The organism is Planococcus sp. 11815 (assembly GCF_051096385.1).
In the GTDB taxonomy this organism is placed as follows: domain Bacteria; phylum Bacillota; class Bacilli; order Bacillales_A; family Planococcaceae; genus Planococcus; species Planococcus citreus.
On record NZ_CP096991.1, the window covers coordinates 1,987,530 to 2,013,266 of the forward strand.

The 25,737-nt window shown below is 49.0% G+C and carries 26 protein-coding genes; all 26 read right to left on the reverse strand.

The window, feature by feature from the left end; genetic code table 11:
• Positions 1–50 precede the first annotated feature (50 nt).
• The 26 genes from tsf to M1Q06_RS10270 all read right to left on the reverse strand — a co-directional run bounded on the left by tsf (position 51) and on the right by M1Q06_RS10270 (position 25,713).
• Complete coding sequence (gene tsf / locus M1Q06_RS10145; RefSeq protein ID WP_121297658.1) at positions 51–935, reverse strand: translation elongation factor Ts; 885 nt, start codon at positions 933–935, stop codon at positions 51–53.
• A gap of 88 nt (positions 936–1,023) precedes the next feature.
• Complete coding sequence (rpsB, locus tag M1Q06_RS10150; RefSeq protein ID WP_101805111.1) at positions 1,024–1,740, reverse strand: 30S ribosomal protein S2; 717 nt, start codon at positions 1,738–1,740, stop codon at positions 1,024–1,026.
• 255 nt (positions 1,741–1,995) lie between these two features.
• Positions 1,996–2,775, reverse strand: a complete 780-nt coding sequence (gene codY, locus M1Q06_RS10155) for a GTP-sensing pleiotropic transcriptional regulator CodY (RefSeq protein ID WP_121297659.1) — start codon at positions 2,773–2,775, stop codon at positions 1,996–1,998.
• Between the two features lie 95 nt (positions 2,776–2,870).
• On the reverse strand, positions 2,871–4,268 hold the full coding sequence (hslU, locus tag M1Q06_RS10160; RefSeq protein ID WP_101190523.1) for an HslU--HslV peptidase ATPase subunit: 1,398 nt from the start codon (positions 4,266–4,268) through the stop codon (positions 2,871–2,873).
• Positions 4,265–4,813, reverse strand: a complete 549-nt coding sequence (gene hslV / locus M1Q06_RS10165; RefSeq protein WP_058380455.1) for an ATP-dependent protease subunit HslV — start codon at positions 4,811–4,813, stop codon at positions 4,265–4,267. Before hslV ends, hslU begins: the two co-directional genes overlap by 4 nt.
• Before the next feature lie 16 nt (positions 4,814–4,829).
• Positions 4,830–5,723 (reverse strand): tyrosine recombinase XerC, encoded by an 894-nt coding sequence (gene xerC, locus M1Q06_RS10170; RefSeq protein ID WP_121297661.1) that lies wholly within the window; start codon positions 5,721–5,723, stop codon positions 4,830–4,832.
• Between the two features lie 69 nt (positions 5,724–5,792).
• Complete coding sequence (gene trmFO, locus M1Q06_RS10175; RefSeq protein WP_434399511.1) at positions 5,793–7,103, reverse strand: FADH(2)-oxidizing methylenetetrahydrofolate--tRNA-(uracil(54)-C(5))-methyltransferase TrmFO; 1,311 nt, start codon at positions 7,101–7,103, stop codon at positions 5,793–5,795.
• A 20-nt stretch (positions 7,104–7,123) separates the two neighbouring features.
• Positions 7,124–9,193, reverse strand: coding sequence for a type I DNA topoisomerase (gene topA, locus M1Q06_RS10180; RefSeq protein WP_434399512.1), 2,070 nt, complete (start codon positions 9,191–9,193; stop codon positions 7,124–7,126).
• Positions 9,194–9,302: 109 nt separating this feature from the next.
• The gene (gene dprA / locus M1Q06_RS10185; protein ID WP_434399513.1) at positions 9,303–10,190 is read right to left on the reverse strand and encodes a DNA-processing protein DprA; all 888 of its coding nucleotides are present in this window, start codon (positions 10,188–10,190) and stop codon (positions 9,303–9,305) included.
• An 84-nt stretch (positions 10,191–10,274) separates the two neighbouring features.
• On the reverse strand, positions 10,275–11,018 hold the full coding sequence (locus M1Q06_RS10190) for a hypothetical protein (RefSeq protein WP_434399514.1): 744 nt from the start codon (positions 11,016–11,018) through the stop codon (positions 10,275–10,277).
• A 153-nt stretch (positions 11,019–11,171) separates the two neighbouring features.
• A complete protein-coding gene (gene sucD, locus M1Q06_RS10195) occupies positions 11,172–12,074 on the reverse strand; it encodes a succinate--CoA ligase subunit alpha (RefSeq protein WP_101190528.1) in 903 nt (300 codons plus the stop codon).
• Positions 12,075–12,092: 18 nt separating this feature from the next.
• Positions 12,093–13,253, reverse strand: a complete 1,161-nt coding sequence (gene sucC, locus M1Q06_RS10200) for an ADP-forming succinate--CoA ligase subunit beta (protein WP_058383573.1) — start codon at positions 13,251–13,253, stop codon at positions 12,093–12,095.
• Positions 13,254–13,374: 121 nt separating this feature from the next.
• Positions 13,375–14,145 carry a ribonuclease HII gene (locus tag M1Q06_RS10205; RefSeq protein WP_434399515.1) on the reverse strand — a complete coding sequence of 257 codons (771 nt, stop codon included), beginning with the start codon at positions 14,143–14,145 and terminating at the stop codon, positions 13,375–13,377.
• Between the two features lie 55 nt (positions 14,146–14,200).
• The gene (gene ylqF, locus M1Q06_RS10210; protein WP_274624610.1) at positions 14,201–15,076 is read right to left on the reverse strand and encodes a ribosome biogenesis GTPase YlqF; all 876 of its coding nucleotides are present in this window, start codon (positions 15,074–15,076) and stop codon (positions 14,201–14,203) included.
• Between the two features lie 11 nt (positions 15,077–15,087).
• On the reverse strand, positions 15,088–15,645 hold the full coding sequence (gene lepB, locus M1Q06_RS10215) for a signal peptidase I (protein WP_121297720.1): 558 nt from the start codon (positions 15,643–15,645) through the stop codon (positions 15,088–15,090).
• Positions 15,646–15,841: 196 nt separating this feature from the next.
• Positions 15,842–16,186 (reverse strand): 50S ribosomal protein L19, encoded by a 345-nt coding sequence (gene rplS, locus M1Q06_RS10220; RefSeq protein ID WP_058383570.1) that lies wholly within the window; start codon positions 16,184–16,186, stop codon positions 15,842–15,844.
• A 135-nt stretch (positions 16,187–16,321) separates the two neighbouring features.
• Positions 16,322–17,050: a tRNA (guanosine(37)-N1)-methyltransferase TrmD gene (gene trmD, locus M1Q06_RS10225; protein ID WP_434402863.1), complete on the reverse strand. Its 729-nt coding sequence runs from the start codon at positions 17,048–17,050 to the stop codon at positions 16,322–16,324.
• Positions 17,050–17,565, reverse strand: coding sequence for a ribosome maturation factor RimM (gene rimM / locus M1Q06_RS10230; protein WP_434399516.1), 516 nt, complete (start codon positions 17,563–17,565; stop codon positions 17,050–17,052). The genes trmD and rimM overlap by 1 nt, the downstream gene beginning before the upstream one ends.
• 63 nt (positions 17,566–17,628) lie before the next feature.
• On the reverse strand, positions 17,629–17,862 hold the full coding sequence (locus M1Q06_RS10235; RefSeq protein ID WP_101190532.1) for a KH domain-containing protein: 234 nt from the start codon (positions 17,860–17,862) through the stop codon (positions 17,629–17,631).
• 12 nt (positions 17,863–17,874) lie between these two features.
• Positions 17,875–18,147: a 30S ribosomal protein S16 gene (gene rpsP, locus M1Q06_RS10240; RefSeq protein WP_058383567.1), complete on the reverse strand. Its 273-nt coding sequence runs from the start codon at positions 18,145–18,147 to the stop codon at positions 17,875–17,877.
• Between the two features lie 92 nt (positions 18,148–18,239).
• Positions 18,240–19,598 (reverse strand): signal recognition particle protein, encoded by a 1,359-nt coding sequence (ffh, locus tag M1Q06_RS10245; protein WP_434399517.1) that lies wholly within the window; start codon positions 19,596–19,598, stop codon positions 18,240–18,242.
• A 13-nt stretch (positions 19,599–19,611) separates the two neighbouring features.
• Positions 19,612–19,935 carry a putative DNA-binding protein gene (locus M1Q06_RS10250; protein ID WP_058383565.1) on the reverse strand — a complete coding sequence of 108 codons (324 nt, stop codon included), beginning with the start codon at positions 19,933–19,935 and terminating at the stop codon, positions 19,612–19,614.
• Positions 19,936–20,002: 67 nt separating this feature from the next.
• Positions 20,003–21,019: a signal recognition particle-docking protein FtsY gene (ftsY, locus tag M1Q06_RS10255; protein ID WP_058383564.1), complete on the reverse strand. Its 1,017-nt coding sequence runs from the start codon at positions 21,017–21,019 to the stop codon at positions 20,003–20,005.
• An 11-nt stretch (positions 21,020–21,030) separates the two neighbouring features.
• Positions 21,031–24,579, reverse strand: coding sequence for a chromosome segregation protein SMC (smc, locus tag M1Q06_RS10260; protein WP_434399518.1), 3,549 nt, complete (start codon positions 24,577–24,579; stop codon positions 21,031–21,033).
• A gap of 2 nt (positions 24,580–24,581) precedes the next feature.
• Entirely contained in the window at positions 24,582–25,337 is a 756-nt protein-coding gene (gene rnc, locus M1Q06_RS10265) for a ribonuclease III (protein WP_274624614.1), read from the reverse strand.
• A 139-nt stretch (positions 25,338–25,476) separates the two neighbouring features.
• Positions 25,477–25,713 (reverse strand): acyl carrier protein, encoded by a 237-nt coding sequence (locus tag M1Q06_RS10270; protein WP_058383561.1) that lies wholly within the window; start codon positions 25,711–25,713, stop codon positions 25,477–25,479.
• Positions 25,714–25,737: the final 24 nt, after the last annotated feature.

Sequence of the window (25,737 nt, forward strand, 5' to 3'; positions counted from 1 at the left end):
AACAGGGAACACAACATTGTGCTCCCCGGATAACTCTTATAAAAGTTGGATTATTTTTTGTTGACTTGGCTCATGACTTCGTCAGCGAAGTTGTCTTCGCGTTTTTCGATGCCTTCGCCCACTTCGTAACGGATGAACTCTTTCACAGTGCCGCCAACAGATGCTGCGAACTCGCGGACTTTCTGATCAGAGTTTTTGACGAATGCTTGGTCAAGCAAGCAGATGTCTTCGAAGTATTTCCCAAGACGGCCTTCAACCATTTTTTCAACGATTTTTTCTGGCTTGCCTTCGTTCAACGCTTGCTCAGTCAATACTTTGCGCTCACGCTCTACTTCTTCAGCAGACACTTCGTCGCGAGAAATGAATTTCGGGTTAAGTGCAGCGATGTGCATAGCGATATCACGTGCAGCTTGTGAATCGGAAGAACCTTCCAAAAGAACGAGAACACCGATGCGTCCGCCCATGTGCAAGTAAGGGCCGAAAGCGTCATTGTCTGATTTTGTGCGGATTTCGAAGCGGCGCAAGGTGATTTTCTCACCGATTTTAGCGATAGCGTTCGAGATGTGGTCCGCTACGGACAATCCGTTTGACATAGTAGAAGCATTTGCTTCATCGATTGTCGCTGGTTTAGTTGCAAGCAAATGCTCGCCGATTTCTTTAACCAAAGTTTGGAAGCCTTCGTTTTTCGCTACGAAATCCGTTTCAGCGTTAACTTCGTAGATGACTGCTTCGTTACCTTCTTCAAGGATTGACGTGATTCCTTCAGCTGCGATGCGGTCTGCTTTTTTAGAAGCGCTTGACAACCCTTTTTCACGAAGGAAATCTAGAGCTGCGTCAATGTCACCGTCAGTTTGTACCAATGCTTTTTTGCAATCCATCATACCTGCGCCTGTTTTTTCGCGCAATTCTTTAACCATTTGAGCTGTAACTGCCATGATTAAATTCCTCCTTCAACTTGTCTGTGTTTTCTCAAAAAAAGGTGATAAGTGGGGTTGGCCGCTTATCACCTGTAAACATTGCGAATTACTCAGCAGTTTCCGCTGATGCTTCTTCGTCTTCTTCCGGCTTAGACTCAAGAAGAGCGTCAGCCATTTTGCCAGTCAATAGTTTGACCGCACGGATAGCATCATCGTTTGCAGGGATTACGTAATCGATTTCGTCCGGGTCGCAATTTGTATCAACGATACCTACGATTGGAATGTTCAATTTCATAGCTTCTGCTACTGCGATGCGTTCTTTACGAGGGTCTACGACGAACATTACGTCTGGAAGACCGTTCATGTCACGGATACCGCCTAGGAATTTCTCCAAGCGTTCGTGTTGTTTTTTCAATTGGACTACTTCTTTTTTCGGAAGGACTTCGAAAGTGCCGTCTTCTTCCATACGCTCGATCTGTTTCATGCGGTTAACACGTTTTTGGATCGTGCCGAAGTTAGTCAAAGTACCACCCAACCAGCGTTGGTTGATGTAGTAGTTGCCAGAACGTTCTGCTTCTTCTTTGATCGCGTCCTGAGCTTGTTTTTTTGTTCCTACGAACAAGACTTTACCGCCTTCTTCGCCCACTTGCTTCATGAAGTTGTAAGCTTCCTCAAGTTTGCGGACCGTCTTTTGAAGGTCGATGATGTAGATGCCGTTACGTTCCACGAAGATGTATTTTTTCATTTTCGGGTTCCAACGACGAGTCTGGTGGCCAAAGTGAACACCAGCTTCGAGCAATTGTTTCATTGAAATTACTGCCATGATGTGTTTCCTCCTAATAGGTTTTTGTTTGCCTCCGCACTCTTCGCTTCTGAACCGTTACCAATAAAGGCACCTGCGGAACAGATCGGAATGCGTGTGTATTTAACACCATTTGAAATTATACCACGCAGTTGCTGGTGCCTGCAACTGATATTTATAAAAACAACCGATTGCAATATTGAACGGCGATCGGGAACACTGCAGAACGCAAAAGCCACCCCGGAACTATTGGATAGTCCGGGGCGGCGTGTGGGTTTAATTCATTTTCAATTGTTCAAGCTCTGCAAGGAATTTCGTATTCAATACTTTGATATACGTTCCTTTCATGCCCAGTGAACGCGATTCGATAACGCCGGCACTCTCGAGTTTGCGGAGTGCGTTGACGATGACCGAACGCGTGATGCCGACGCGGTCAGCAATTTTAGATGCGACAAGCAAGCCTTCGTTGCCGTCAAGTTCTTCAAAGATATGCTCGATCGCTTCAAGTTCGCTGTATGAAAGCGAGCTGATCGCCATTTGCACAACAGCTTTGCTGCGTGCTTCCTCTTCGATGCGGTCGCCTTTTTCACGGAGGATCTCCATGCCGACAACTGTCGCGCCGTATTCGCCAAGGATCAAATCGTCGTCGCCGAACTGGTCGTTAACGCGTCCTAGCAACAAAGTGCCAAGGCGTTCGCCGCCGCCGATGATCGGAACGATCGTCGTCAAGCCGTTTTTGAATAGTTCGCGCTCTTCCACTGGGAAGATTGTGTGCTCACTGTTCACATCCATGTTAGCGGATGTTTCTGTAACGTTCGAAAGGTTTTGTGTGTATTCGACCGGGAATTGGCGTTCTTCGAGCATGTTCTTCATGCGCTCGTTTTCGATCTGCTGGTTGACAGCATAGCCAAGTACCTTACCTTTGCGGCTGACAACGAAGACATTCGCTTCGATGACTTCGCTCAATGTTTCAGCCATGTCCTTAAAGTTTACCGGCTTGCCGGCTGCTGCTTGCAGCATAGAGTTAATTCGTCTTGTTTTTCCCAATAAATTCATAATTATGAACCTCCTACATGATTCGTACGTATTTCGCACCGTTTATTCAATATTCTAAAGGTTTTTACACTTTAATGAAACCAATACGCCTTGTTCTACAAGATAAATTGTGACAAATCTTTGTTTTTCGCCACATTTTCAAGTTTTTCGTTAACGTATTGAGGAGTGATATCGATTTGGGCAGGTGAAATCTCAGATGCCTCAAATGATAGGTCCTCCAATAAGCGTTCCAATATTGTATGAAGTCGGCGAGCGCCGATATTATCCGTCTGTTGATTTACTTCATAAGCAATTTCCGCAAGTCTGACGATTGACGCATCAGTAAAGTGTACCATAACTCCCTCTGTTTCGAGAAGGGCTTTATACTGATTGAGCAAGGAATGTTTCGGTTCCGTCAAAATTTTCACGAAATCATCGACTTCCAGCTTGGTCAATTCGACACGGATCGGGAAACGGCCCTGCAATTCCGGGATCAGGTCGGATGGCTTCGACATATGGAATGCACCAGCCGCGACGAACAGCATATAATCAGTTTTCACCGCGCCATATTTTGTCGATACAGTCGAGCCTTCAACGATCGGCAAGATGTCGCGCTGGACCCCTTCCCTCGATACATCGGCAGAGGAAGTGGAACTTTTGCTGGCGATTTTGTCCATTTCATCGATGAAGATGATGCCATGCTGTTCAGCGCGGCGAATCGCTTCGGACGAGATTTCCTCGCTATCGACCAGCTTTTCCGATTCTTCAGCCGTCAATACGCGCCGTGCGTCTTTCACTTGCATGCGGCGCTTTTTCTTTTTCTTCGGCATCAAGGAAGACAAGGCATCCTGCATGTTTTCGCCCATCTGCTCCATCCCCGATCCTTGGAAAGCGTCAAACATGGAAGCCGTGTTTTCCGTCACTTCCACTGTTACCCACTCGTCTTCCAACTTGCCAGCTTTCAGGTCAGCGGCAATTTCGCGGCGCTTGACGCGCACTTCCACTTCAGCTTCAGGATCTTCCTCTTCCTGCTCTTGTTTTTGGCCGAAGAACATTTCAAGCGGATTTTGCGCAGTCTGCTTTTTCTTCATCGACGGCGCCAGCAATTTCACGAGGCGGTCGTTGGCAGAGGATTCTGCGCGTTCTTTTACGGCTTCGTATTTTTCTTCTTTGACGATGCGCACGGATGCTTCCACTAAATCACGCACCATCGACTCCACGTCGCGGCCGACATATCCGACTTCCGTAAACTTCGTCGCTTCGACTTTGATGAATGGCGCCCCGGTCAGTTTTGCGATGCGGCGCGCGATTTCCGTTTTCCCGACACCGGTCGGGCCGATCATCAAAATATTTTTCGGGATGACTTCATCCTGCATTTCTTCATCGAGGCGGCTGCGGCGATAGCGGTTGCGCAGCGCAATTGCGATTGAGCGCTTGGCATCTTTCTGCCCGACGATGAAACGGTCCAAGTGATCGGTAATCTGCCGGGGAGTTAAATCGGTTTGTGTTTTCATTCTGACAACTCCTCCATGATAATTTGGTGGTTGGTGTAGACGCAAATATCTGCAGCCGTTTCAAGCGCAGATTGGGCAATTTCGCCCGCCGTCAGTTGGTCGCCTGCATATTTCTTCAATGCCCGGCCAGCCGCAAGCGCGTAATTGCCGCCTGAGCCGATTGCCAGGATCCCATCATCAGGTTCGATGACTTCTCCGGTGCCTGAGACGAGCAATAGTTCATCTTTGTTCATGACGATGAGCATCGCTTCCAGCTGTCGCAGCATTTTATCGCCACGCCATTGCTTCGCAAGTTCGACAGCAGCGCGCTGAAGATTGCCATTGAATTCGGTGAGTTTGCCTTCAAACATTTCAAACAGCGTGAAAGCATCCGCCACAGAACCAGCAAATCCCGTCAGTACTTCATTGTTGTAAAGCCGGCGCACTTTTTTCGCAGTATGTTTCATGACGACGGCATTGCCGAACGTCACTTGCCCATCTCCGGCCATAGCCGATTTGCCTTTGTGCTTTACTGCAAAGATCGTGGTTGCATGAAATTCCTGCATGGTAAGGTTCTCCTCCTTATGCCCTTGGATGGGCTTTTAAATACGTATTGCGCAAATGGTCTTTCGTCACATGCGTATAGACTTGCGTGGAACTGAGATGCGCATGTCCCAGTAATTCCTGTACGGTGCGCATATCCGCTCCATTGTTCAATAGATGCGTAGCGAATGTATGGCGGATCATATGGGGATAGATCGATGAATTGAGCGACGCCTTTTTCATGCATTCGTTCAGGATATGGCGGACGCCACGGTCCGTCACCCCATCACCTCGGCTATTGACGAATAGCATTTCGTGCTCTTTCGACTTCATTAACCTTGGACGGGCCGAGTCGATATAAAGTTCCAACGCGTCGTGTGCAAACTGGCCGTAAGGGATGTAACGTTCTTTCCTGCCCTTGCCGAGCACTTTAACAATATGCATATGGCGGTCCAAATCTTTCATCTTGATCGATACACATTCACTGACGCGCATGCCGGTCGCATACAGCAACTCCAATAATGCACGGTTCCGGAGTGACAGCGCATCTTCACCCGTGAGTGAAGCGAACAGCTGCTCAAGCTCTTCCTCGTAGAAAAACTGCGGCAGCCGCTCTTCTTTCTTCGGATGGAACAGCGAACGGAACGCTGCTTCACTGAGCCCGAATTCGCGGTTGCCGTACCGGAAAAACGACCGGATGGCGGAGATTTTCCTTGAGATTGACGTTCTGGATAATTCAGCTTCATATAGTTTCGTTACATAATTTCGCGCATGAAGGTATTCGACTTCGTGCAGATCACTCACGCCTTCTTGTTCCAGGAACAGAAAAAAACCCTCCAGATCCTGTAGGTACTGGTGGACAGTGTGGGCGGAATAATTCTTTTCCAATTGGATATAGCTCATGAACGATTCGAGCATCTGTTCTTTCGTCATCTGGCACGCCGCCTTTCAGGCAATTAAAAAAGCCTCTAAAGTATACCAATACTTAGAGGCTTTTTTCAATTAAACCGTCACTGAATTCATATAATTTTGAATTGACTCCAACGCACGGTTGGCGTGGCGTTCAGCGCGCTCCTGCTTTGACTTGATGCGTTCGCCGAGATCCGGGAACAAGCCGAAATTGATGTTCATCGGCTGGAAGTTCTTCGAATCGGCTTCAGTGATATAACGCGCCATGCTGCCAAGTGCCGTTTCTGCCGGCAATACGACCTGCTCCTCGCCAAGTGCCAGCTTCGCCGCGTTGATGCCCGCGAGCAAACCGCTTCCCGCAGATTCCACATAGCCTTCGACGCCTGTCATTTGGCCGGCGAAGAAAATGTTCGGGTCGGCTTTTAGTTGATAGGTCGGCTTCAACACGTTCGGTGAGTTGATGAATGTATTGCGGTGCATGACGCCGTAACGGACGATTTCGACATTCTCGAGCCCCGGGATCATGCGCAGGATTTCTTTTTGCGCTCCCCATTTCAAATGCGTCTGGAATCCGACGATATTGTACAGCGTGCCGGCTGCATCGTCCTGGCGCAATTGCACAACCGCGTAAGGGCGCTTGCCGGTTTTCGGGTCTTCCAATCCGACAGGTTTCATCGGCCCGAAGGTCAAGGTCTTATCGCCTCTGGCAGCCATCACTTCGACCGGCATGCAGCCTTCGAAATAGATTTCTTTTTCGAATTCCTTAAGCGGCACGACTTCCGCTTCGACTAAAGCCGTATGGAAGCGGCGGAACTCTTCTTCTGTCATCGGGCAGTTCAGATAAGCGGCTTCGCCTTTATCGTAACGCGATTTCAAATAGACTTTGTCCATGTCGATGCTGTCTTTTTCGACGATCGGCGCTGCCGCATCGTAGAAATAGAGGTATTCTTCGCCAGTCAGCTTGCGGACTTTCTCGGCAAGCGCCGGCGAAGTCAATGGGCCGGTTGCGATGATCGTGATGCCTTCCGGGATTTCCGTCACTTCTTCATTGATCACTTCAACAAGCGGGTGATTGCGGACATTTTCCGTGACCATCCCTGCAAACTCGTGACGGTCGACTGCAAGCGCGCCACCAGCAGGCACCGACGCTTTATCGGCTGCATCAATGATGACCGAATCCAGTTTGCGCATTTCTTCTTTAATGACGCCGACCGCATTGGTCAATGAATTGGCGCGCAACGAGTTGCTGCAGACCAATTCCGCAAATTTATCCGTATGGTGTGCCGGCGTTTGTTTGACCGGGCGCATTTCATAAAGCCTGACATTGACGCCGCGTTTGGCGATTTGCCATGCCGCTTCGCTTCCTGCAAGTCCGGCACCGATTACATTTACAATTTTCGTCATGATAAAACACCTCTATATTATTATTGAACTTCTTCTTTGTAGTCGCAGGCTGTGCAATTGATCTGCACGCCTTTTTTCACTTTCTTTTCGACCATCAAGCTGCTGCATTTCGGGCAAGGGCGTTCGATCGGCTTGTCCCAAGAAACGAATTCACATTCCGGATAGCGTTCGCAACCATAGAATACGCGGCGCTTCTTGCTTTTCCGTTCGACGATCTCGCCTTCTTTACAAGTCGGGCATTTGACGCCGATATGCTTGACGATCGCTTTTGTGTTGCGGCATTCCGGGAAGTTGCTGCAGGCCATGAACTTGCCGTAGCGCCCAAGCTTGAACACCATCGGCGAACCGCATTCCTCGCAATCTTCTCCAGCGGGCTCGTCTTTGATCTGGACTTTCTCCATTTCGTTCTCTGCCACTTCGAGATCTTTGGCGAATTCTTTGTAGAAGACATCGATGATCGCACGCCAGTCGACTTCACTTTCTTCGATGCTGTCCAGATCGTTTTCCATTTTCGCGGTAAACTCGATGTTCAAAATATCCGGGAAGAAATCACGCACCAATTGATGGACAATTTCCCCAAGTTCGGTCGGGATGAAACGCTTCGCGTCGAGTGCAACATAGCCGCGCTTTTGGATCGTATCCAAAGTCGGCGCATAGGTTGACGGTCGGCCTATCCCGAGCTCTTCCAAAGTACGCACCAGGCGCGCTTCCGTATAACGCGGAGGCGGCTGGGTGAAATGCTGGTTCGGCGTAATTTCAGTCGCTTTGACTTTGTCGCCTTCCTTCATTTCAGGGAGAATATTGTCTTTTTCTTCTTTCTTATCGTCGGTCCCTTCAATATAAAGCTTCATGAAACCAGGAAACTTCACTTGAGAACCGTTGGCACGGAAAATCGCTTCGCCGTTTTGCAGCTCGGCCATCACCGTATCCAGGACGGCGGGTGACATCTGGCTCGCTACAAAACGGTCCCAGATCAATTTGTACAAGCGGTAAAGATCGCGGGACAAAATGCTCTTCAGCGATTCCGGCGTGCGGTGTACGCTAGTCGGGCGGACAGCTTCGTGGGCATCCTGTGACTTCTGGGATTGTTTGGCTGCAGGCTTCTGCGTCACATATTCTTCGCCATATTTATCAAGGATGAAACCGATCGTATCTTGCTTGGCCGATTCGGAAATCCGTGTGGAATCGGTACGCATGTAGGTGATCAACCCGGTTACGCCTTCTTTTCCGACCGAGATCCCTTCATAGAGCTGCTGTGCGAGCATCATCGTTTTCTTGGCACGGAAATTCAGCTTGCGCGCTGCTTCCTGCTGGAGAGAGGATGTGGTGAAAGATAGGGAAGGATTGCGTTTGCGTTCTTTTTTGACAACGCTCTTCACAAGGAAATCCTTGCCTTTCATCGTAGCCAATACGGCTTTGACATCTTCTTCATTGGAGAGCTTCAGTTTCTTTTCGGGCGTTCCGTAAAACTGGGCCTCGAATATTTTTTTCGCTTTTTCGAACTCGCCTGTAATCGACCAATATTCTTCTGGTTCGAAATTCTTGATTTCGTTCTCGCGGTCGATGATCAGGCCAAGTGCAACCGATTGAACACGGCCGGCTGACAAGCCTTTTTTCACTTTTTTCCATAGGATCGGGCTGATGCTATACCCGACAAGACGGTCTAGGATGCGTCGCGCCTGCTGGGCATCGACCAAATCCATATCCAATTTGCGCGGTTGCTTGAATGCATCTTTTACTGCGTCTTTTGTAATTTCGTTGAACACGACACGGCAATCCGAATCGACGTCCACTCCGAGCGCGTTCGCCAAATGCCAGGCGATCGCTTCGCCTTCTCTGTCGGGGTCAGCCGCGAGAAAGACTTTTTTCGCTTTTTTCGCTTCTTTTTTCAGATCCTGTAGAATCGGGCCTTTTCCGCGAATCGTGATATAGCGGGGCTCGTAATTATTTTCGACATCTACCCCCATCTGGCTGCGCGGCAAATCGCGCAAATGGCCGAGAGAGGCTTTCACTTTATACTTTTTTCCCAAATACCGTTCAATTGTCTTCGCCTTTGCGGGCGATTCGACAATCACCAAATAATCCGCCATTCATACTCCTCCTCATAGAGGTCTCTTCAAATTGTGTAAAGAATCACCTGATGCAAAATGTATAACAGTTTTTGGCTGATTGCAAGGCTTTTCGTCGAACCGCGAGTTTTCAGCTTCTCAATTGGCGGTATTCTTCCAGCACTTGAGCCCCGTTCCAGACGGGTTTTGCGCCTTCTGCAATTAATTTATGCGGACCGGCGGAAAGCGGGGAAAAGATATCCCCAGGAACGGCGAAGATATCTTTTCCGTGGTCCAACGCGTGCTCAATGGTGCTTAAAGTTCCGCTTTTCACTTCCGCCTGTGTGACGATGACCCCCTTCGACAATCCACTGATGATGCGGTTGCGCATCGGAAAATTCCACTTTCTAGGGGGCATATACGGCGGGTATTCACTCACCAGCAATTGAGTTTCTTCTATTATAAAAGACAGCCCATCGTTGATTTTTGGGTAGCGATGCAAAAAGCCGCTCCCTATGACAGCAATGGTTTTGCCGCCCGAATCGATGGCACACCGATGCGCCATTGCATCAGCTCCTTTAGCCAAGCCGCTGACGATGACAAAGCCTTCCGCCAGTAAAGGCGGAAGCAATTGTTGGATAACCGATTGCGAATAGATTTCGGCTTTTCGCGAACCGATAACCGCTATTTTCTCTGGCGCATCCAGTAAAGCGGTATCACCTTTCAAGTAAAGTACAGCAGGCGGATCGATCAAATCGTGCAAAGAGGATGGATAAAGGGGATCACGATAAATAAGGGGGCGTATTCGTTGGTGGCCGTAGATTTTCAGGAAAGGGGTATTTGCATAATGGAGATATGAGCGCTTCAAGGCATTCGCTTTCTCCAAGGGGATTTGCATCGTTTCTGCAAGATCGACAGGGCTTCGAAAACGCAGGTATTCCAGGTCTGGATCATCTTTCATTAAGGGCGACAATCGGTTCAAAGGTTTTGGGTACACATAATGCAGGGCAAGCAAACGTTGAGTGAATTCGTCGTTCATGACAGTCCTCCTCCATTAAAGGTCCGCGCAAAAAAGCTGCGTCTACACTTATCATAGAGCTTCAGTCACAATCCGTAAATATTTTTAAAAACGGATTTGCCCTTTATTGCGATGAGTATACCGTTTATTATAATGTTCATGGAATTGCTCGACTGCTTTCAGCTCCACTTCCCCTTGCGCTTCCTTTTCGAATGCCTGGAAAATGATGCGGACAAAATTCCCCCGTCGCTCACTGCGCAATTCATCATCTGCCATCATTTCACGGAACACACCGGCTTCAATTTCTCTCAATGCATTGGAAAAATAGGAACTATGATGGATCAATTCAAGGACGCTGCCTGGCGCATCGGCCTGTAATTCCTCATGGCAAATACACCACACCGCCAATTGTTTCTCAAGCAGCCTGGTTTCCCGCAGCAAAGGGTTCGATTGAGCCAGCACATCCTTTAATATGGCGTTCGAAAAATCAAGGTACCAAAACAAGAACTTGAGCAGCTCCTGCTGGCTGTTTTGTGCAGCTGGCGCCAAATCCTGTAACTGGTCCAGCGCATCATGGCGGTCAAAACGGCGATATTCCTCGACGAGGCTCTGTCGATAAATCCCCTCCACCAACTTTTCCCTGTCTATAGCTGAAAGCGTATCTTTCCCTAACACTTCCAAATGATAAAACCCCATCACGTCCGGTAGAAACGGCACGACGAATTCATCCATGATCGTCTGTTCTTTTAATTCCTGCTTCTTGCTTTTCGTCCTATTGTTCGCAATCTTCATTCCAGAGGCCGCAGCGATTGCCCCTGCCGCTATCCCCAAGACCCATTCTGCTTCCATTCCGTGCCCTCCTACTTGCGCATGATGCTATTCATTCCATTATAGATGAGGATTGGCAAAAACTGCTGCAAATTCGCTCGATTTTTTCTTTTGATTGCCGGAAAACAAAAAAAATCCCCGAAACATCTAAAAGATGCTTCAGGGATTCGTGTATTAATGCGTTTTGCAAGCGTCGTAAAGGCCTTTTTCTTTGATCACTTTGATCAAAGTTTCGCCAATTACAGAAGGTGTGTCTGCAACTTCGATTCCAGCAGCGTTCATTGCTTTGATCTTGTCTGCAGCTGTCCCTTTGCCTCCGGAAATGATCGCACCGGCGTGGCCCATGCGTTTTCCTTCTGGAGCTGTTTGGCCGCCGATAAAGCCGACAACAGGTTTCGTCATGTTCGCCTTAACCCATTCTGCCGCTTCTTCTTCAGCTGTTCCGCCGATTTCGCCGATCATGACAACCGCGTACGTATCTTCATCTTCATTGAATTCCTTCAATACATCGATAAAGTTCGTGCCGTTGACCGGGTCTCCGCCGATACCGACAGCAGTTGACTGGCCGATGCCTTCTTCAGACAATTGGTGAGTCGCTTCATACGTCAAAGTACCAGAGCGCGATACGACGCCGACATGTCCTTTTTTGTGAATGTAGCCAGGCATGATGCCGATCTTACATTCGTCCGGAGTGATGACACCCGGGCAGTTCGGTCCAACAAGACGTGTTTTCTTGCCTTCCATATAGCGCTTCACTTTTACCATGTCCAATACTGGAATGTGTTCAGTGATGCAGATTGCCATATCCAACTCAGCTTCTGTTGCTTCAAGAATTGCGTCAGCAGCAAAAGGAGCCGGTACATAAATTACAGATACATTGGCACCTGTCGCTTCTACGGCATCTTGAACTGTATTGAAGACAGGTACGCCTTCAACTTCAGTTCCGCCTTTTCCTGGTGTTACACCCGCAACGATTTTCGTTCCGTATTCAAGCATTTGCTTTGTGTGGAAAAGGGCAGTTGACCCTGTAATTCCCTGTACAAGCACTTTTGTGTCTTTATTAATGTATACGCTCATTTTTGTCCCTGCCCTTCTTTAGCCTACAAGTTCTACGATCTGTTTCGCGCCATCTGCCATAGTGCCAGCAGCTACGATGTTCAGACCTGATTCGTTCAGCAGTTTTTTACCAATTTCTACGTTTGTGCCTTCAAGACGGACGACTAATGGCACTTCCAGGCTGACTTCTTTAGCCGCTTGGATAACGCCTTCCGCAATGATGTCGCACTTCATGATTCCGCCGAAAATGTTAACGAAGATTCCTTTGACATTCTTATCAGAAAGAATGATCTTGAATGCTTCTGTTACTTTCTCAGCGGTGGCACCGCCCCCAACGTCAAGGAAGTTAGCGGGTGAGCCGCCGTAATAGTTAATCGTATCCATTGTTGCCATAGCAAGGCCGGCACCGTTAACCATACAGCCGATGTTTCCGTCCAAAGAGATGTAGCTCAAGTCATACTTGGAAGCTTCGATTTCTTTAGCATCTTCTTCATCATAATCGCGCATTTCCATGATGTCCTGATGACGGTAAAGAGCGTTTGCATCGAAGTTGAACTTCGCATCCAAAGCTACTACCTGCCCGTCGCCTGTAACAACCAATGGGTTGATTTCAACGATTGCTGCGTCTTTTTCCACATAAGCCTGGTAAAGGCCTAGCATCAATTTCGCGGCTTTGTTGACAAGCTTAGCCGGGATGTTCATGTTGAATGCCATGCGGCGAGCCTGGAAGCCAGTCAAACCGACAACAGGATCGATAGCTTCATAGAAGATACGCTCCGGTGTGTTTGCTGCCACTTCTTCGATGTCCATGCCGCCTTCTTCTGATCCCATCAAGTTGACTAGGGAAGTTTCACGGTCAAGAACCAATCCAAGATAGTATTCCTTCTCGATGTTGCTGCCCGCTTCGATGTAAAGGCGTTTAACTTCTTTGCCTTCTGGGCCTGTCTGATGCGTTACGAGGACCTTGCCAAGCAATTCCTTCGCATATTCACGCACTTCGTCCAAGTTTTTCGCCAGCTTGACGCCGCCTGCCTTGCCTCGTCCACCTGCGTGGATTTGGGCTTTAACAACGACAACATCCGAACCAAGTTCTTTCGCTGCTTTGACTGCTTCTTCAGGTGAAAAAGCAACATGGCCTTCTGGTACTGATACGCCATATTGTTTCAGGACCTGTTTTCCCTGATATTCATGGATATTCATCTGTCATCCTCCAATCAAACATCTGTCTCTTAATTTTATTGCCTCTACCATTGTATTAAAGTTGCCACAGAATGTCCACAGCTGACAGCCACTCTGCATAAAACTTCGAATTTTCTATCTCTTACGGTCTTTCAGCCATCGATTTCACTGGCTCAAAGCTCTTGCGGTGGATTGGGCATGGGCCATGCGCTTCAAGCGCCGCGAGATGGTCTTTCGTACCGTATCCCGCATGCTTCGAAAACCCGTATTGTGGATACATCTCGGCATAGTCATCCATTAGGTCATCGCGGCCGGTCTTTGCCAGGATCGATGCAGCGGCGATGCATAAACTTTTCGCATCGCCTTTGATGATCGCTTCAGAAGGCATCGAAAGCGTCAACTTCATGGCATCCGCCAACACCACATCAGGTGGCGTGCCCAAATTGTTGGCTGCTGCTTCCATCGATTGTTTTGTCGCTTGGAAAATATTCAGCCGGTCGATGGCTTCAGGCGGCTGGATATGGACCGACCAACTGATCGCCTGTTGCTTGATGAGCAGCGCCAATTCATTGCGCTTCGCTTTCGCTATTATTTTTGAATCGTCCAATCCGATGAATGCGCTGCAATCTTCCGGCAAAATGACGGCTGCCGTTACGACCGGGCCGGCAAGCGGACCGCGCCCTGCCTCGTCGATGCCGGCAACGAGCGAATCCGGATGTTTCTTGAACTGCCGATCAAAGCTTTGCTTGTCTTCCAAGTCCCGCAGCAAAGAAAGCTTTTTGTCGAAACGGCGCTGCCAGGAGGCAAGCAATTGCTGGACGCTTTTGCGCGAATCGCTTTTCAACTCCTCCATCCACGGCTCGAATGTTTCTGCCTGCAATAATTTTTCCTTGATTGATGCTGTCGTCTCCAAGTAGCCACTTCCTTTTCACAAAGAAATAGCGGGTCCTGTTTGAGGACCCGCTGTGTTATGCCAATTCGTCTTGTTCCGCAATCATTTCATCCCGGTAATCGAATGTGATGCGCCCGAGATGCTGGTTGCGGATATCACGGATGATGATCTCGGCTGTCATTTCATAATCGACTTCGTTGTCCGGTCCGATCATATAGCGTTTTTTGCCGATATGGTCGAAGGTCTTCACCAAGTCTTCATCGATATGGTCAATGCCGTAACGGTCCATCAAACGGTCCGGATAGCGCTTTTCCAAAAACTTCAGCGCATAGATCGCCAGTTCCTGCATTTGGATGACCGAATCTTTGATCGCCCCCGTGACTGCAAGTTTCTGCCCGGTCTCCTGATCCTCGAATTTCGGCCAGAGGATCCCTGGCGTATCGAGCAATTCGATTTCTTTGCCGACTTTGATCCATTGCTGTGCTTTTGTGACGCCTGGCATATTGCCCGTTTTCGCTAGGCTTTTCTTGGCGAGGCGGTTGATCAACGTCGATTTCCCGACGTTCGGGATTCCGACGATCATGGCCCGTATAGCGCGCGGCTTGATGCCTTTCGCTTCCATGCGGTCCCACTTCTCTTTAAGGATCTCCTTCGAAGCTTTCGTGACTGCCTGAAGCCCTTTTCCTTCCAAGGAATTGATCGCCACGGCGCGTGTCCCTTCTCGTTCGAAATGCTCGATCCATTTCTTTGTTTCCCGCTCGTCTGCCATATCCATTTTATTGAGGATGATGAGGCGGGGCTTTTGCTGGATTACTTGGTCGATCATCGGGTTGCGCGATGACAACGGCAAACGTGCATCCACCAATTCGAAGATGATATCCACCAACTTCAGTTTTTCTGTTACTTCCCGGCGCGCTTTTGCCATATGCCCGGGAAACCATTGAATCGTCATGCTACCACTCCTTATTTTACGATGCCGGCTTCATCCACCGGCCAAAAAACGAAATTCGTATTGCCGATCACTTCATCGATCGGCACCAGCCCGATATGGCGGCTGTCTTTGCTCGCCCTGCGGTTATCCCCCATGACGAATACATAGCCGTCCGGGATGGTGGAATAGCTGGTGATATCCTCAAGCACAAAATCTTCTGTCAAGGTGCCGGTAATGCCGGTCTTGTACTGGTCAAGATAAGGTTCTTCCACTGCTTCTCCATTTATAAAGAGCTGGTCTTCCTCATAGGCAACATGGTCGCCCGGTAATCCGATGACCCGCTTGATATAGTCTTTTTGTTCCGGCGCATGAAAAACGATGATGTCGAATCGATCCGGTTCGCCGATATTATAGCCGATTTTGTTGACGATCATCCGGTCGCCATGTTCAAGAGTCGGCATCATCGATTCCCCGTCCACCACAATGGGGGTGAATAGGAAAAACCGGATAATTGCCGCAAGGCCGAACGCGATCAATAGAGCTTTGGACCATTCCCACACTTCATTTTTCTGTTTCCCTTCAGCTTCCATGCGTGTTCCTCCCCGCGCTTAATGCTTTAATTGTACAGCGAAACAAGGTGTTTAGCAAAGAAAAGAAAAGCTATCTCCCTGCATTCACTATGCTCTTTACGCCCTGTAAACAGCATAGTAAAAGGCCCAGGCGATAAGCCCAGGCCTTTTAAATGCAAAAGAAGAAGGCGTTAAGCCTTCTTCCTTGTTTGCGATATTAACGGATTTCTTTGATACGAGCTGCTTTACCGCGTAGGTTGCGCAAGTAGTACAATTTAGCACGACGTACTTTACCACGGCGAGTAACTTCAAGCTGAGCGATTTTCGGTGTGTGTACAGGGAATGTACGTTCAACACCTACACCGTAGGAGATTTTACGGACAGTGAATGATTCACTGATTCCGCCTCCGCGACGGCTGATAACGACTCCTTCGTATACCTGGATACGTTCGCGAGTTCCCTCGACAACTTTCACGTGGACGCGAACAGTATCTCCTGGACGAAAATCTGGAAGATCCGCACGAAGTTGTTCTTTAGTGATTTCAGCAATGATGTTTTGCATATTTTTTCTCTCCTTCTACAGATGCTCTTGCAATCCGTAATCTTTGCAGCGGAACACCGTGATTCGTGTACTTTACATAAAAGTACATTCTCCATACTATCACTTCATTCGTCTGTCTGCAAGAGCTATCGTGATTTATTTTTCGGCTTGTAAACGAGCCAATATGGTTTTCTGCTTATCGCTAAGTTCGACATGGTCGAGAAGGTCCGGGCGGCGTTCGAGCGTGCGCTTCAAGCCTTGCTCTTCGCGCCAGTCTTCAATTTTAGCGTGGTTGCCAGAAGTCAATACGTCCGGGACGGCCATGTCTCTATAGATCGCTGGACGCGTGTAATGCGGATGCTCCAAGAGGCCGGTCGAAAAGGAATCGCGGACCGGTGAATCGCTATTGCCAAGCACACCCGGCAACAGCCTTACAACGCTGTCGATCACGGTCATGGCCGCCAGCTCCCCGCCGGTCAATACGAAATCGCCGATGGAGATCTCGTCAGTGACCAAATGTTCCCGGATGCGTTCATCGTAGCCTTCGTAATGGCCGCAAATGAACACCAGTTCCTCTTCAAGGGCAAGTTCTTCCGCCTTCTTCTGTGTAAAGCGCTCGCCTTGTGGGCACATCAAGATGACACGCGGTTTCTTGCCGTCATTTGTAATGCTTTCGACCGCATTGAACACCGGTTCGGGTTTCAGCACCATGCCAGCGCCCCCGCCGAACGGGTAATCATCCACTTGGCGCTTATTGTCGGCAAATTCGCGGATGTCAACAACCCCTAAAGTTACCGCACCTTTATCTTGTGCTTTTTTCATGATCGAATGCTGGAACACCCCTTCGAACATAGGCGGAAAAAGAGATAGCACTTGGATGTTCATCATGATAACAAGCCATCCAAAACATCGATGGTGATTTTCTTTTCATCGATATCGACTTCTTTGACCACGTCTTCGATATAAGGGATGTAATGCTTTTTGCCTTTTGCCGGCGTTACTTCCCAGACATCATTGGCGCCTGTCTCCAAAATCTCCGTTACTTTTCCGATCTCTTCACCTTCAACAGAAAACACTTGGCAGCCGAGAATTTCGTGATGGTAAAAAGCGCCTTCCTCCAAATCGCCGAGGTCGTGTTCAGCGATCTTCAGATATCCTTCCTTGAACGGTTCGACATCATTGATGTTCGGATAGCCTTCGAAAGATAGGAGATTGAAGTTTTTATGTGTACGATGGCTCGCCACTTTCACCATGATCGGTTTTTTAGCGCCTGGCGTAAAAAGGCCGAGCTTATTGCCGATAGCAAACCGTTCTTCCGGGAAATCGGTACGGGACATCACGCGCACTTCACCGCGGATCCCGTGAGTATTGACTATTTTTCCTACGTTAAACCATTCCACGCATAAACACCCTTCCTGTATTTTTTCCTGAAAAAAAAAGGAAGGAACCGGGGCTCCTTCCTTTCAATCCACAATATCAAGGTACGTTTTCTTCTTATGATAATTCCCTGCTGCTGAATAGACGACAGAGCGTACAGCTTTCGCCACACGTCCTTGCTTGCCGATCACTTTCCCTGTATCGCTTTGATGCACGGAAAGCTTGTAGACGACTCGGTTAGTGTTTTCGTCTTTTTCAATACGAACTGCTTCCGGATAATCAACTAGCGGCTTGACGATCGTTTCAATCAGCTGCTCCATAAGAACGCTCCCTTACTTGTTTAGTTTTTCGTTATGGAATTTCTCCATAATGCCGTTCTGAGAGAACAAGTTGCGTACTGTGTCAGATGGTTTAGCGCCATCGTGAAGCCATTTCAACGCCAATTCTTCGTCGATTTTAACTTCAGCTGGAACTGTCAGCGGGTTGTAAGTACCTACTGTTTTGATTTGACGGCCGTCACGTGGAGCACGTGAATCAGCGACTACGATACGGTAGAAAGGAGACTTTTTAGCTCCCATACGTTTTAAGCGAATTTTTACTGCCATTTTATAAAGCACCTCCGAATAGTTTCACACAAGATATTATATTAGCAAGCTTTAAAAGGTTTGTAAAGTATTTTTTCTTAACACTACTAAATTTACTTGAAAAGCGAGTCCAGGCCTGGCATCGACATCTTTTTCTTGCCCTTTTTGCCGGCCATTCCGGACATTTGTTTCATCATTTTCTTCATGTCTTCAAACTGCTTGAGCAGCCTGTTGACGTCTTGGATGGACGTTCCGGAACCGCGTGCAATCCGTTTTTTGCGGTTTGCATTGATGATTTCGGGAGTCGTCTTCTCCTGGATCGTCATCGAGCGGATGATCGCTTCGACGCGCCCCATTTGGCTCTCGTCCACTTTGGCGTTTTCAAGGCCTTTGATTTTACCCGCGCCTGGGAGCATCTTCAAAATTTCATCGAGCGGCCCCATTTGCTTCACTTGATCCAATTGCTCAAGGAAATCATCGAATGTGAACGAAGACGTCCGGAATTTCTCTTCCAATTCCTTCGCCTTGGCCTCATCGACGTTCGTTTGCGCTTTTTCGATCAAGGAGAGCATATCGCCCATGCCGAGTATGCGGGAAGCCATGCGCTCTGGGTGGAATGGTTCAAGCGCGTCCATCTTCTCGCCTGTACCGATATACTTGATCGGTTTTTCGGTGACGGTCCTGATAGACAATGCCGCACCGCCGCGCGTGTCGCCGTCAAGTTTCGTCAAGACGACCCCTGTGATGCCGATTGCGTCATCGAAGCTCTGCGCGACATTGACTGCATCCTGACCGGTCATCGCATCGACGACGAGGAAAATTTCATCCGGCTCTTTGATCGAACGGATGTCCTTCAATTCCTGCATCAATTGCTCATCGACATGCAGGCGGCCTGCCGTATCGATGATGACTGTATCGAGATGTTCCGCTTTAGCATGTTCGATCGCTTCACGGGCGATATCGACAGGGTTTGCTTCCGTACCTTTGGAGAACACCGGCAGCGATAATTGCTTGCCGATTGTCTCGAGCTGGTTGATCGCAGCCGGGCGGTAGACGTCCGCTGCGACGAGCAATGGCTTGCGGTTGTTCTTTTTGCGGAGCACGCCTGCAAGCTTACCGGTCGTCGTTGTCTTACCGGCCCCTTGCAAACCGACCATCATGATGACAGTCGGCTGGCGTGTCGCAAATTCAATTTTGCTTTGTTCGCCGCCCATTAATTCAGTCAGTTCATCTTTGACGATTTTTACGACTTGCTGGCCTGGTGTCAAACTCTCCATCACTTCAAGGCCGACAGCGCGTTCGCTGACTTTCTTGATGAACGATTTGACGACTTTCAAGTTGACATCCGCTTCGATCAAGGCAAAGCGGACTTCGCGCATCATCTCTTTTACGTCTGCTTCGGACAATTTCCCTTTGCCTTTAATTTTGGTCATCGTTCCTTGCAGGCGTTCAGATAATCCTTCAAATGCCACTATATACCGCCTCCTAGTCCCATTCCTTCAACTCGTCCAAAAATTTCTGGACATTATCATCTGTGAATGGCTGTTTTTCAAAAGTCGAGACGAGTTGCTGACGCCGCTGGAATTTCTCGAACAGCTGCAACTTCTCCTCATATTCTTCAAGCATCGCTTCGGTCCGGCGGATATTGTCGTACACCGCTTGGCGGGTGATTTCATATTCTTCGGCAATTTCGCCGAGCGAATGGTCGTCCAGATAATACAAGCTCATATAGCTGCGCTGTTTGGGCGTCAGCAGCTCCTGATAGAAATCAAAAAGATAGTTCATTCTTGTCGTTTTTTCCAGTCCCATCAATGACGCTCACCCCATTCATACTCCTGTATACCATACTGAATCCCGAAGCCTCCGTCAAGTAATTTTACTTGTCTGAGCCCATTTCTTCCTGCTCTTCCCGGTCCAAGCCTTCAGCAAATAAACCGTAGACGTATTTCTGCGGGTCGAATGGCTGCAGGTCATCGAGTTTTTCGCCAAGCCCGACGAATTTCACCGGGATATTGAGCTTGTTGCGGATGGCCAAGACGATGCCGCCTTTTGCGGTCCCGTCGAGTTTCGTCAAGACGATGCCTGTCACTTCCGTCACTTCTTTAAAGGTTTGGGCTTGAATCATGGCGTTTTGCCCTGTCGTCGCATCAAGTGCAAGCAGCACTTCATGAGGCGCCCCTGGAATTTCACGGGCAATGACGCGATGCACTTTCTGCAATTCATTCATCAAATTGACTTTGTTCTGCAGGCGGCCTGCCGTATCGCAGATCAAGACATCGATATTGCGCGATTTCGCGGCCCGCACAGCGTCGTACATGACCGCTGCCGGGTCGGAGCCTTCACTTTGTTTGATGGTTTCAACGCCGACACGCTGCCCCCACACATCGAGCTGGTCGATCGCTCCGGCACGGAACGTGTCACCCGCAGCTAGCATGACGGACTTGCCTTCATTTTTCAGGCGCTGCGCCAATTTTCCGATGGTTGTCGTTTTTCCGACGCCGTTGACGCCGACCATCAAGATGACAGTCGGGCCGGATTCAGCAAAGGTCAATTCGCTCAATTCCTGATCGCCTGCCTCATATATTTCGACAAGCTTTTCGGAAATGACAGACTGGACATTGGAAGTGTCTTTGACATTCTGTCGCTGCACTTCATAACGCAGTTCTTCCATCAGTTCGATGACCGTCTCAAATCCGACGTCTGCCTGCAATAGCACTTCTTCCAATTCTTCGAAAAAGTCTTCGTCGACTTTGCGGTAACGAGCGACCAAATCATTGATCTTCGACGTGAAGCCGGTACGCGTTTTGCTTAAGCCTTCGCGGTATTTCTCGGTTGATTGTTCTTCTTCTACATTATTGCTGAATTTATCTTTTAATTTTTTAAAGAAACTCATCGACTCACTCCTTATTTGATGTCTTCCTGCAATTTTACGGAAACCAGTTTGGAAATACCGGATTCCTGCATCGTGATGCCATATAGCACATCAGCGCCTTCCATCGTGCCTTTACGGTGGGTGATGACGATAAACTGTGTGTCTTCACTGAATTTTTTCAAGTATTGACTGTAACGCACGACATTTGATTCATCAAGCGCAGCTTCGACTTCATCGAGAACACAGAACGGCACGGGGCGCACTTTCAAGATGGCGAACAGCAAGGCGATCGCCGTGAGTGCCCGCTCCCCGCCGGACAACAAGCTCAAATTCTGCAGCTTCTTGCCTGGCGGCTGTGCGATGATATCGACGCCTGTCATGAGCAAGTCAGATGGTTTGGTCAACACCAGATCCGCAGAACCGCCGCCGAACAGTTCACGGAACACATGGCGGAAGTGGCTGCGGATGGCATGGAAGGTTTCGTCAAAACGCAAAGTCATCTCCTCATCCATTTCTGCGATCAAGGTGCGAAGCGTGCCTTTCGCTTCATTCAGATCATCCCGCTGCTCGCTCAAGAAGCGATGGCGTTCCGCTACATGTTCATATTCTTCGATGGCGCCAATATTGACGCTGCCGAGCTCTTCAATCGATTGTTTCAGAAGCTTCACTTGCTTTCTGACAGCGGCTTCCTCCCCTTCTAGCGGGTAGCGGCTTGCCGCTTCAAGATCCATTTCGTAATGATCTTCGAGCTGTCCGAGAATCCCCTGCAATTGCACTTCAAGGCGCGTCGCCTTCACTTCACAGATGCGCACAGCTTCTGTAAAGCCTTTATGGATACGGCTTTGTTCACGCAGCTGCTGTTCTTCCGCATCGAGTGCTTGCTGCAATGTGTGGCGCTCTTTGCGGGAAGCATCGACGGTGGCGTTCGCTGTCTGTCGTGCATCAGACCATCTTTGGATTTCTGTCTCGATTTCTTCGTCCGAAAAGTTTTTGGCCGCTTCTTCCGATTGAATCCATTCCAGCTCGCGTTCAAGCTCACCGAGCCTGTTGCGGCTGGCTGTGCGGCGTTCCAATAATTCATCCACTTGCGCAGTGAGCTGCTGGATGCGCTCTTTGCGGACTGCCATGTCTGATTTGAATTCGGCGAGTTTAGCCAGCAATTCGCCTCTGGCTGTTTCTTTTTGCTGCTTGAAGCCGGTCAATTCTTCAATTTCGCCGTTCAAGCCTGCCAATTCGCTGGCGATTGCGTCCATGCGGCCAGCCGCTTCTTCCCTGCGTGTAGCAAGGCCGGAGAGATCCTGTTTGTTCTGCTGTTCTGCACGGAATAGCGCAAAGCGGCTGTCGGTCGTTTTCCACACCGCCTCGATTTCCCGCAGATGCATCGCACTTTCCGCCTCAAGCTCTCGGTAGCGCTCTCCTTCTGTGCGAAGATGTTCTAATTGCTCTTTCGCGATTTCTGCACGCGATTGCAATTCACGGACTTTCTGTTCGGCTTCTTCAATAGTGCTTTGAAGTTCAGTTGCCTGCTGCTGCAATTGCTCCAGTTCTGCTTTTCTCGTAAAGAACGAGGCTTGGTTTTTCGTTGCGCCGCCTGTCATGGAACCTCCGGCATTAATAACATCGCCATCCAATGTCACAACGCGGTACCGGTGGCCGATTGCTTTGGCTATCGATGTCGCGCCCTCGAGATCTTTTGCCACAAGGACATTGCCGAGCAGGTTTTGGAAAATCATCGCGTATTGTTCGTCATAGCTGGCGAGCTGTGAGGCGATATCCACAAACGAAGGATGTGCCGAAACTGATTGCACTACTTGCTGGGAGATCTGTCTCGGTTTCATGACCGTCATCGGGAGGAACGTAGAACGCCCTGCGCGTTTGGTTCTCAAAAAACGGATCGCTTCGCTGGCACTTTTTTCATCGCTCGTGACGATATGCTGGCTAGCTGCGCCAAACGCGGTTTCGATCGCTTTGGCATATGGCTTTTGGACATCCGCCAATTCTGCCACAGCGCCGATGATGCCATTTAATTCGTTGCGCTCCCTTGCCTGCAATACTTCGCGCACCCCATGGAAGAATCCGGAGTAATCGGCTTCTAAATCCTGCAAGGTCTCGATGCGTGCAGATAGTTGTTTATGGGATTGGTACGCCTGGAATAATAGGGATTTCTTGTGATCGTAATCCGCGGCTAATTGTTTTGCGCCGGTTTCCTGTTGTTTGAAATGCTGGCGTTTGCGGTCAAGGTCCGCATGAATTTCTTCATACGCTTTTTCCGCTTGCTGTTTTTCTTTCAATAGGCGGGCAAGTTCTTTTTCGAACGATTGTTGTTGCGCGGCAATGCGGCCGCTCGATTCCGTCATTTGCTGCTGTTGGAAATCGATGTTTTTCAGTTCATTTTTCAAGCCTGCCTGTTCGTTCATCAATTCGATATAGAGGGATTTCTTCGCTTCAATTTCATTGTCGATATCGGCAGGCGTCAAATTCAATTGCGCTTCTAGCTGCTGAATCGACTTGCGGGTCTTCTGCTGATCCATTTTCTGCTGTTCGAGGGAAGCGCCTTGTTCTGCATGGCGCTGTTCGAGCTTGGCAGTTTCTTCACGCTCAGCCTTGATCGACTCTTCCAACGCCTGGCGCTGGCGGTCTGCATTATGCTTTTTCTCGTGCATCAGCAATTTGCGGCCTTCCCATTTTTCGGCTTCCGAACTCGCTTCAACGAGCGCCGCTTGTGCTGTGTCGATTTTTTTATCCAGCGCATGCACCGACCGCTTCGAAGCCGCAATCAATTGTTCCGTTTCCGAAATTTCGCCCGCCAGACGCTGCTCTTCCGCTGCGTGCTGCAAAGCTTCTTGCGACAGCTCTGATAGTTGTGCCTTCAAAGCATTCGCATCGTATGCCAATAGCGCAATATCCGCGTCTTTTAATTGGGCGCTCATATCGAGGTAATCGCGTGCTGCGGATGCTTGCATCTGCAACGGCTCCATCCGCCCATCGAGCTCATGCAGGATATCGAGCACACGGTTCAAGTTTTCGTCCGTTTCGTTCAATTTGAATTCGGCTTTCCGTTTGCGCTGTTTGTATTTCAACACTCCGGCCGCTTCTTCAAAAATGGAACGCCGCTCGTCCGCTTTACTATTGAGGATTTCATCCACGCGCCCTTGGGAAATGATGGAAAACGCTTCTTTTCCTAATCCCGAATCCATAAACAGATCGGTGATATCCTTCAATCGGCACGGCTGCTTGTTCAAGAGATATGCACTTTCGCCACTGCGAAAAACCCTTCTCGTTACGCTGATTTCGCTGTAATCGAGAGGGGCTTTGCCGTCCGTATTATCCAACACCAATGTGACTTCCGCAAAATTAAGCGCTTTCCTCGAATCGCTTCCGGCAAAAATTACGTCTTCCATTTTCGCTCCGCGCAGCGATTTTGCGGATTGCTCGCCGAGGACCCAACGGATCGCATCGGTTACATTGCTTTTGCCGCTGCCATTCGGCCCGACAACGGCGGTGACGCCAGGGACGAAATCGATGCCGACACGGTCGGCGAACGATTTAAACCCGATTACTTCCAATCTTTTCAAAAACATGTTCAATCCTCCGCTGTTTCCTGCAATTTAAGGATGGCAAGCTGCGCTGCCTTCTGCTCCGCTTCTTTTTTGGAGCGCCCGTCGCCTAGGCCCAGTTCCTGGTCGCCCAAGGAAACGCGCGTCACAAAAATCCGGCTATGTGCAGGACCCTTTTCTTCGATGATTTCATAATTCAAGGTGCCGGTATTCTTCTGCTGCACCAGCTCCTGCAATTGGCTTTTATAATCCATCGCATGAGAAAAAGCACCGACTTCCACTTTCGGGAATAGCACTACCTCTAAAAAGGCCACGACCTTCTCAAGCCCCTGATCCAGATAAAGCGCGCCGACGAATGATTCGAAGACGTCCGCAAGAAGTGCCGGGCGCGTTCTGCCCCCTGTCAATTCCTCGCCTTTGCCGAGCAGAATGTATTTGCCAAAATCCAGTTCGTTGGCAAATAGCACAAGAGACGGCTCACAGACGATCGAGGCGCGCAGTTTAGTCAGTTCGCCTTCAGCCATTTCGGGATATTTCATATAGAGGAAATGCGATACCGACAATTCCAATACGGCGTCGCCTAAAAATTCCAGGCGTTCATTGTCCGTAAATTGTCTTCTTCGATGCTCATTCACATAAGATGAATGGGTAAATGCCTGCTGCAGAAGGGCAGGTTGTTCAAACTGGATATCCAGCTCTTTTTGCAATTGCTCAAATGCCTGTTTCGCGCTTTCTTTCAGCGCCATTTGTTTGGTGTGTTTCGGTTTTCGTTTCATCGCCATTTTTATCTGCCTTCCTCTATTGTTCTCTTGTTGATTTTACCTGTTTTTCGGGCATTGTGCAAAAAGAGAATTGACGCACAGCTAGGCTGTGCGTCAATCATTTGTGCTATCAAGCTGGGACGGATCCCGTTTATTCAACTTAAGCTTGTTTTTTTTCGATGTAAGTTACTGCGTCGCCTACCGTTGACATTCCTTCTGCGTCTTCATCGGAAATTTCCATGTCGAATTCGTCTTCTAGCTCCATGACCAATTCAACTACATCCAATGAGTCTGCCCCAAGGTCGTTTGTGAAAGATGCTTCAGGTTTCACTTCGCTCTCTTCCACACCAAGACGATCTACGATTACTTTGGTTACTCGCTCCAATACTGTTGACAATGCCGTCACCTCCCCTCAAATCAG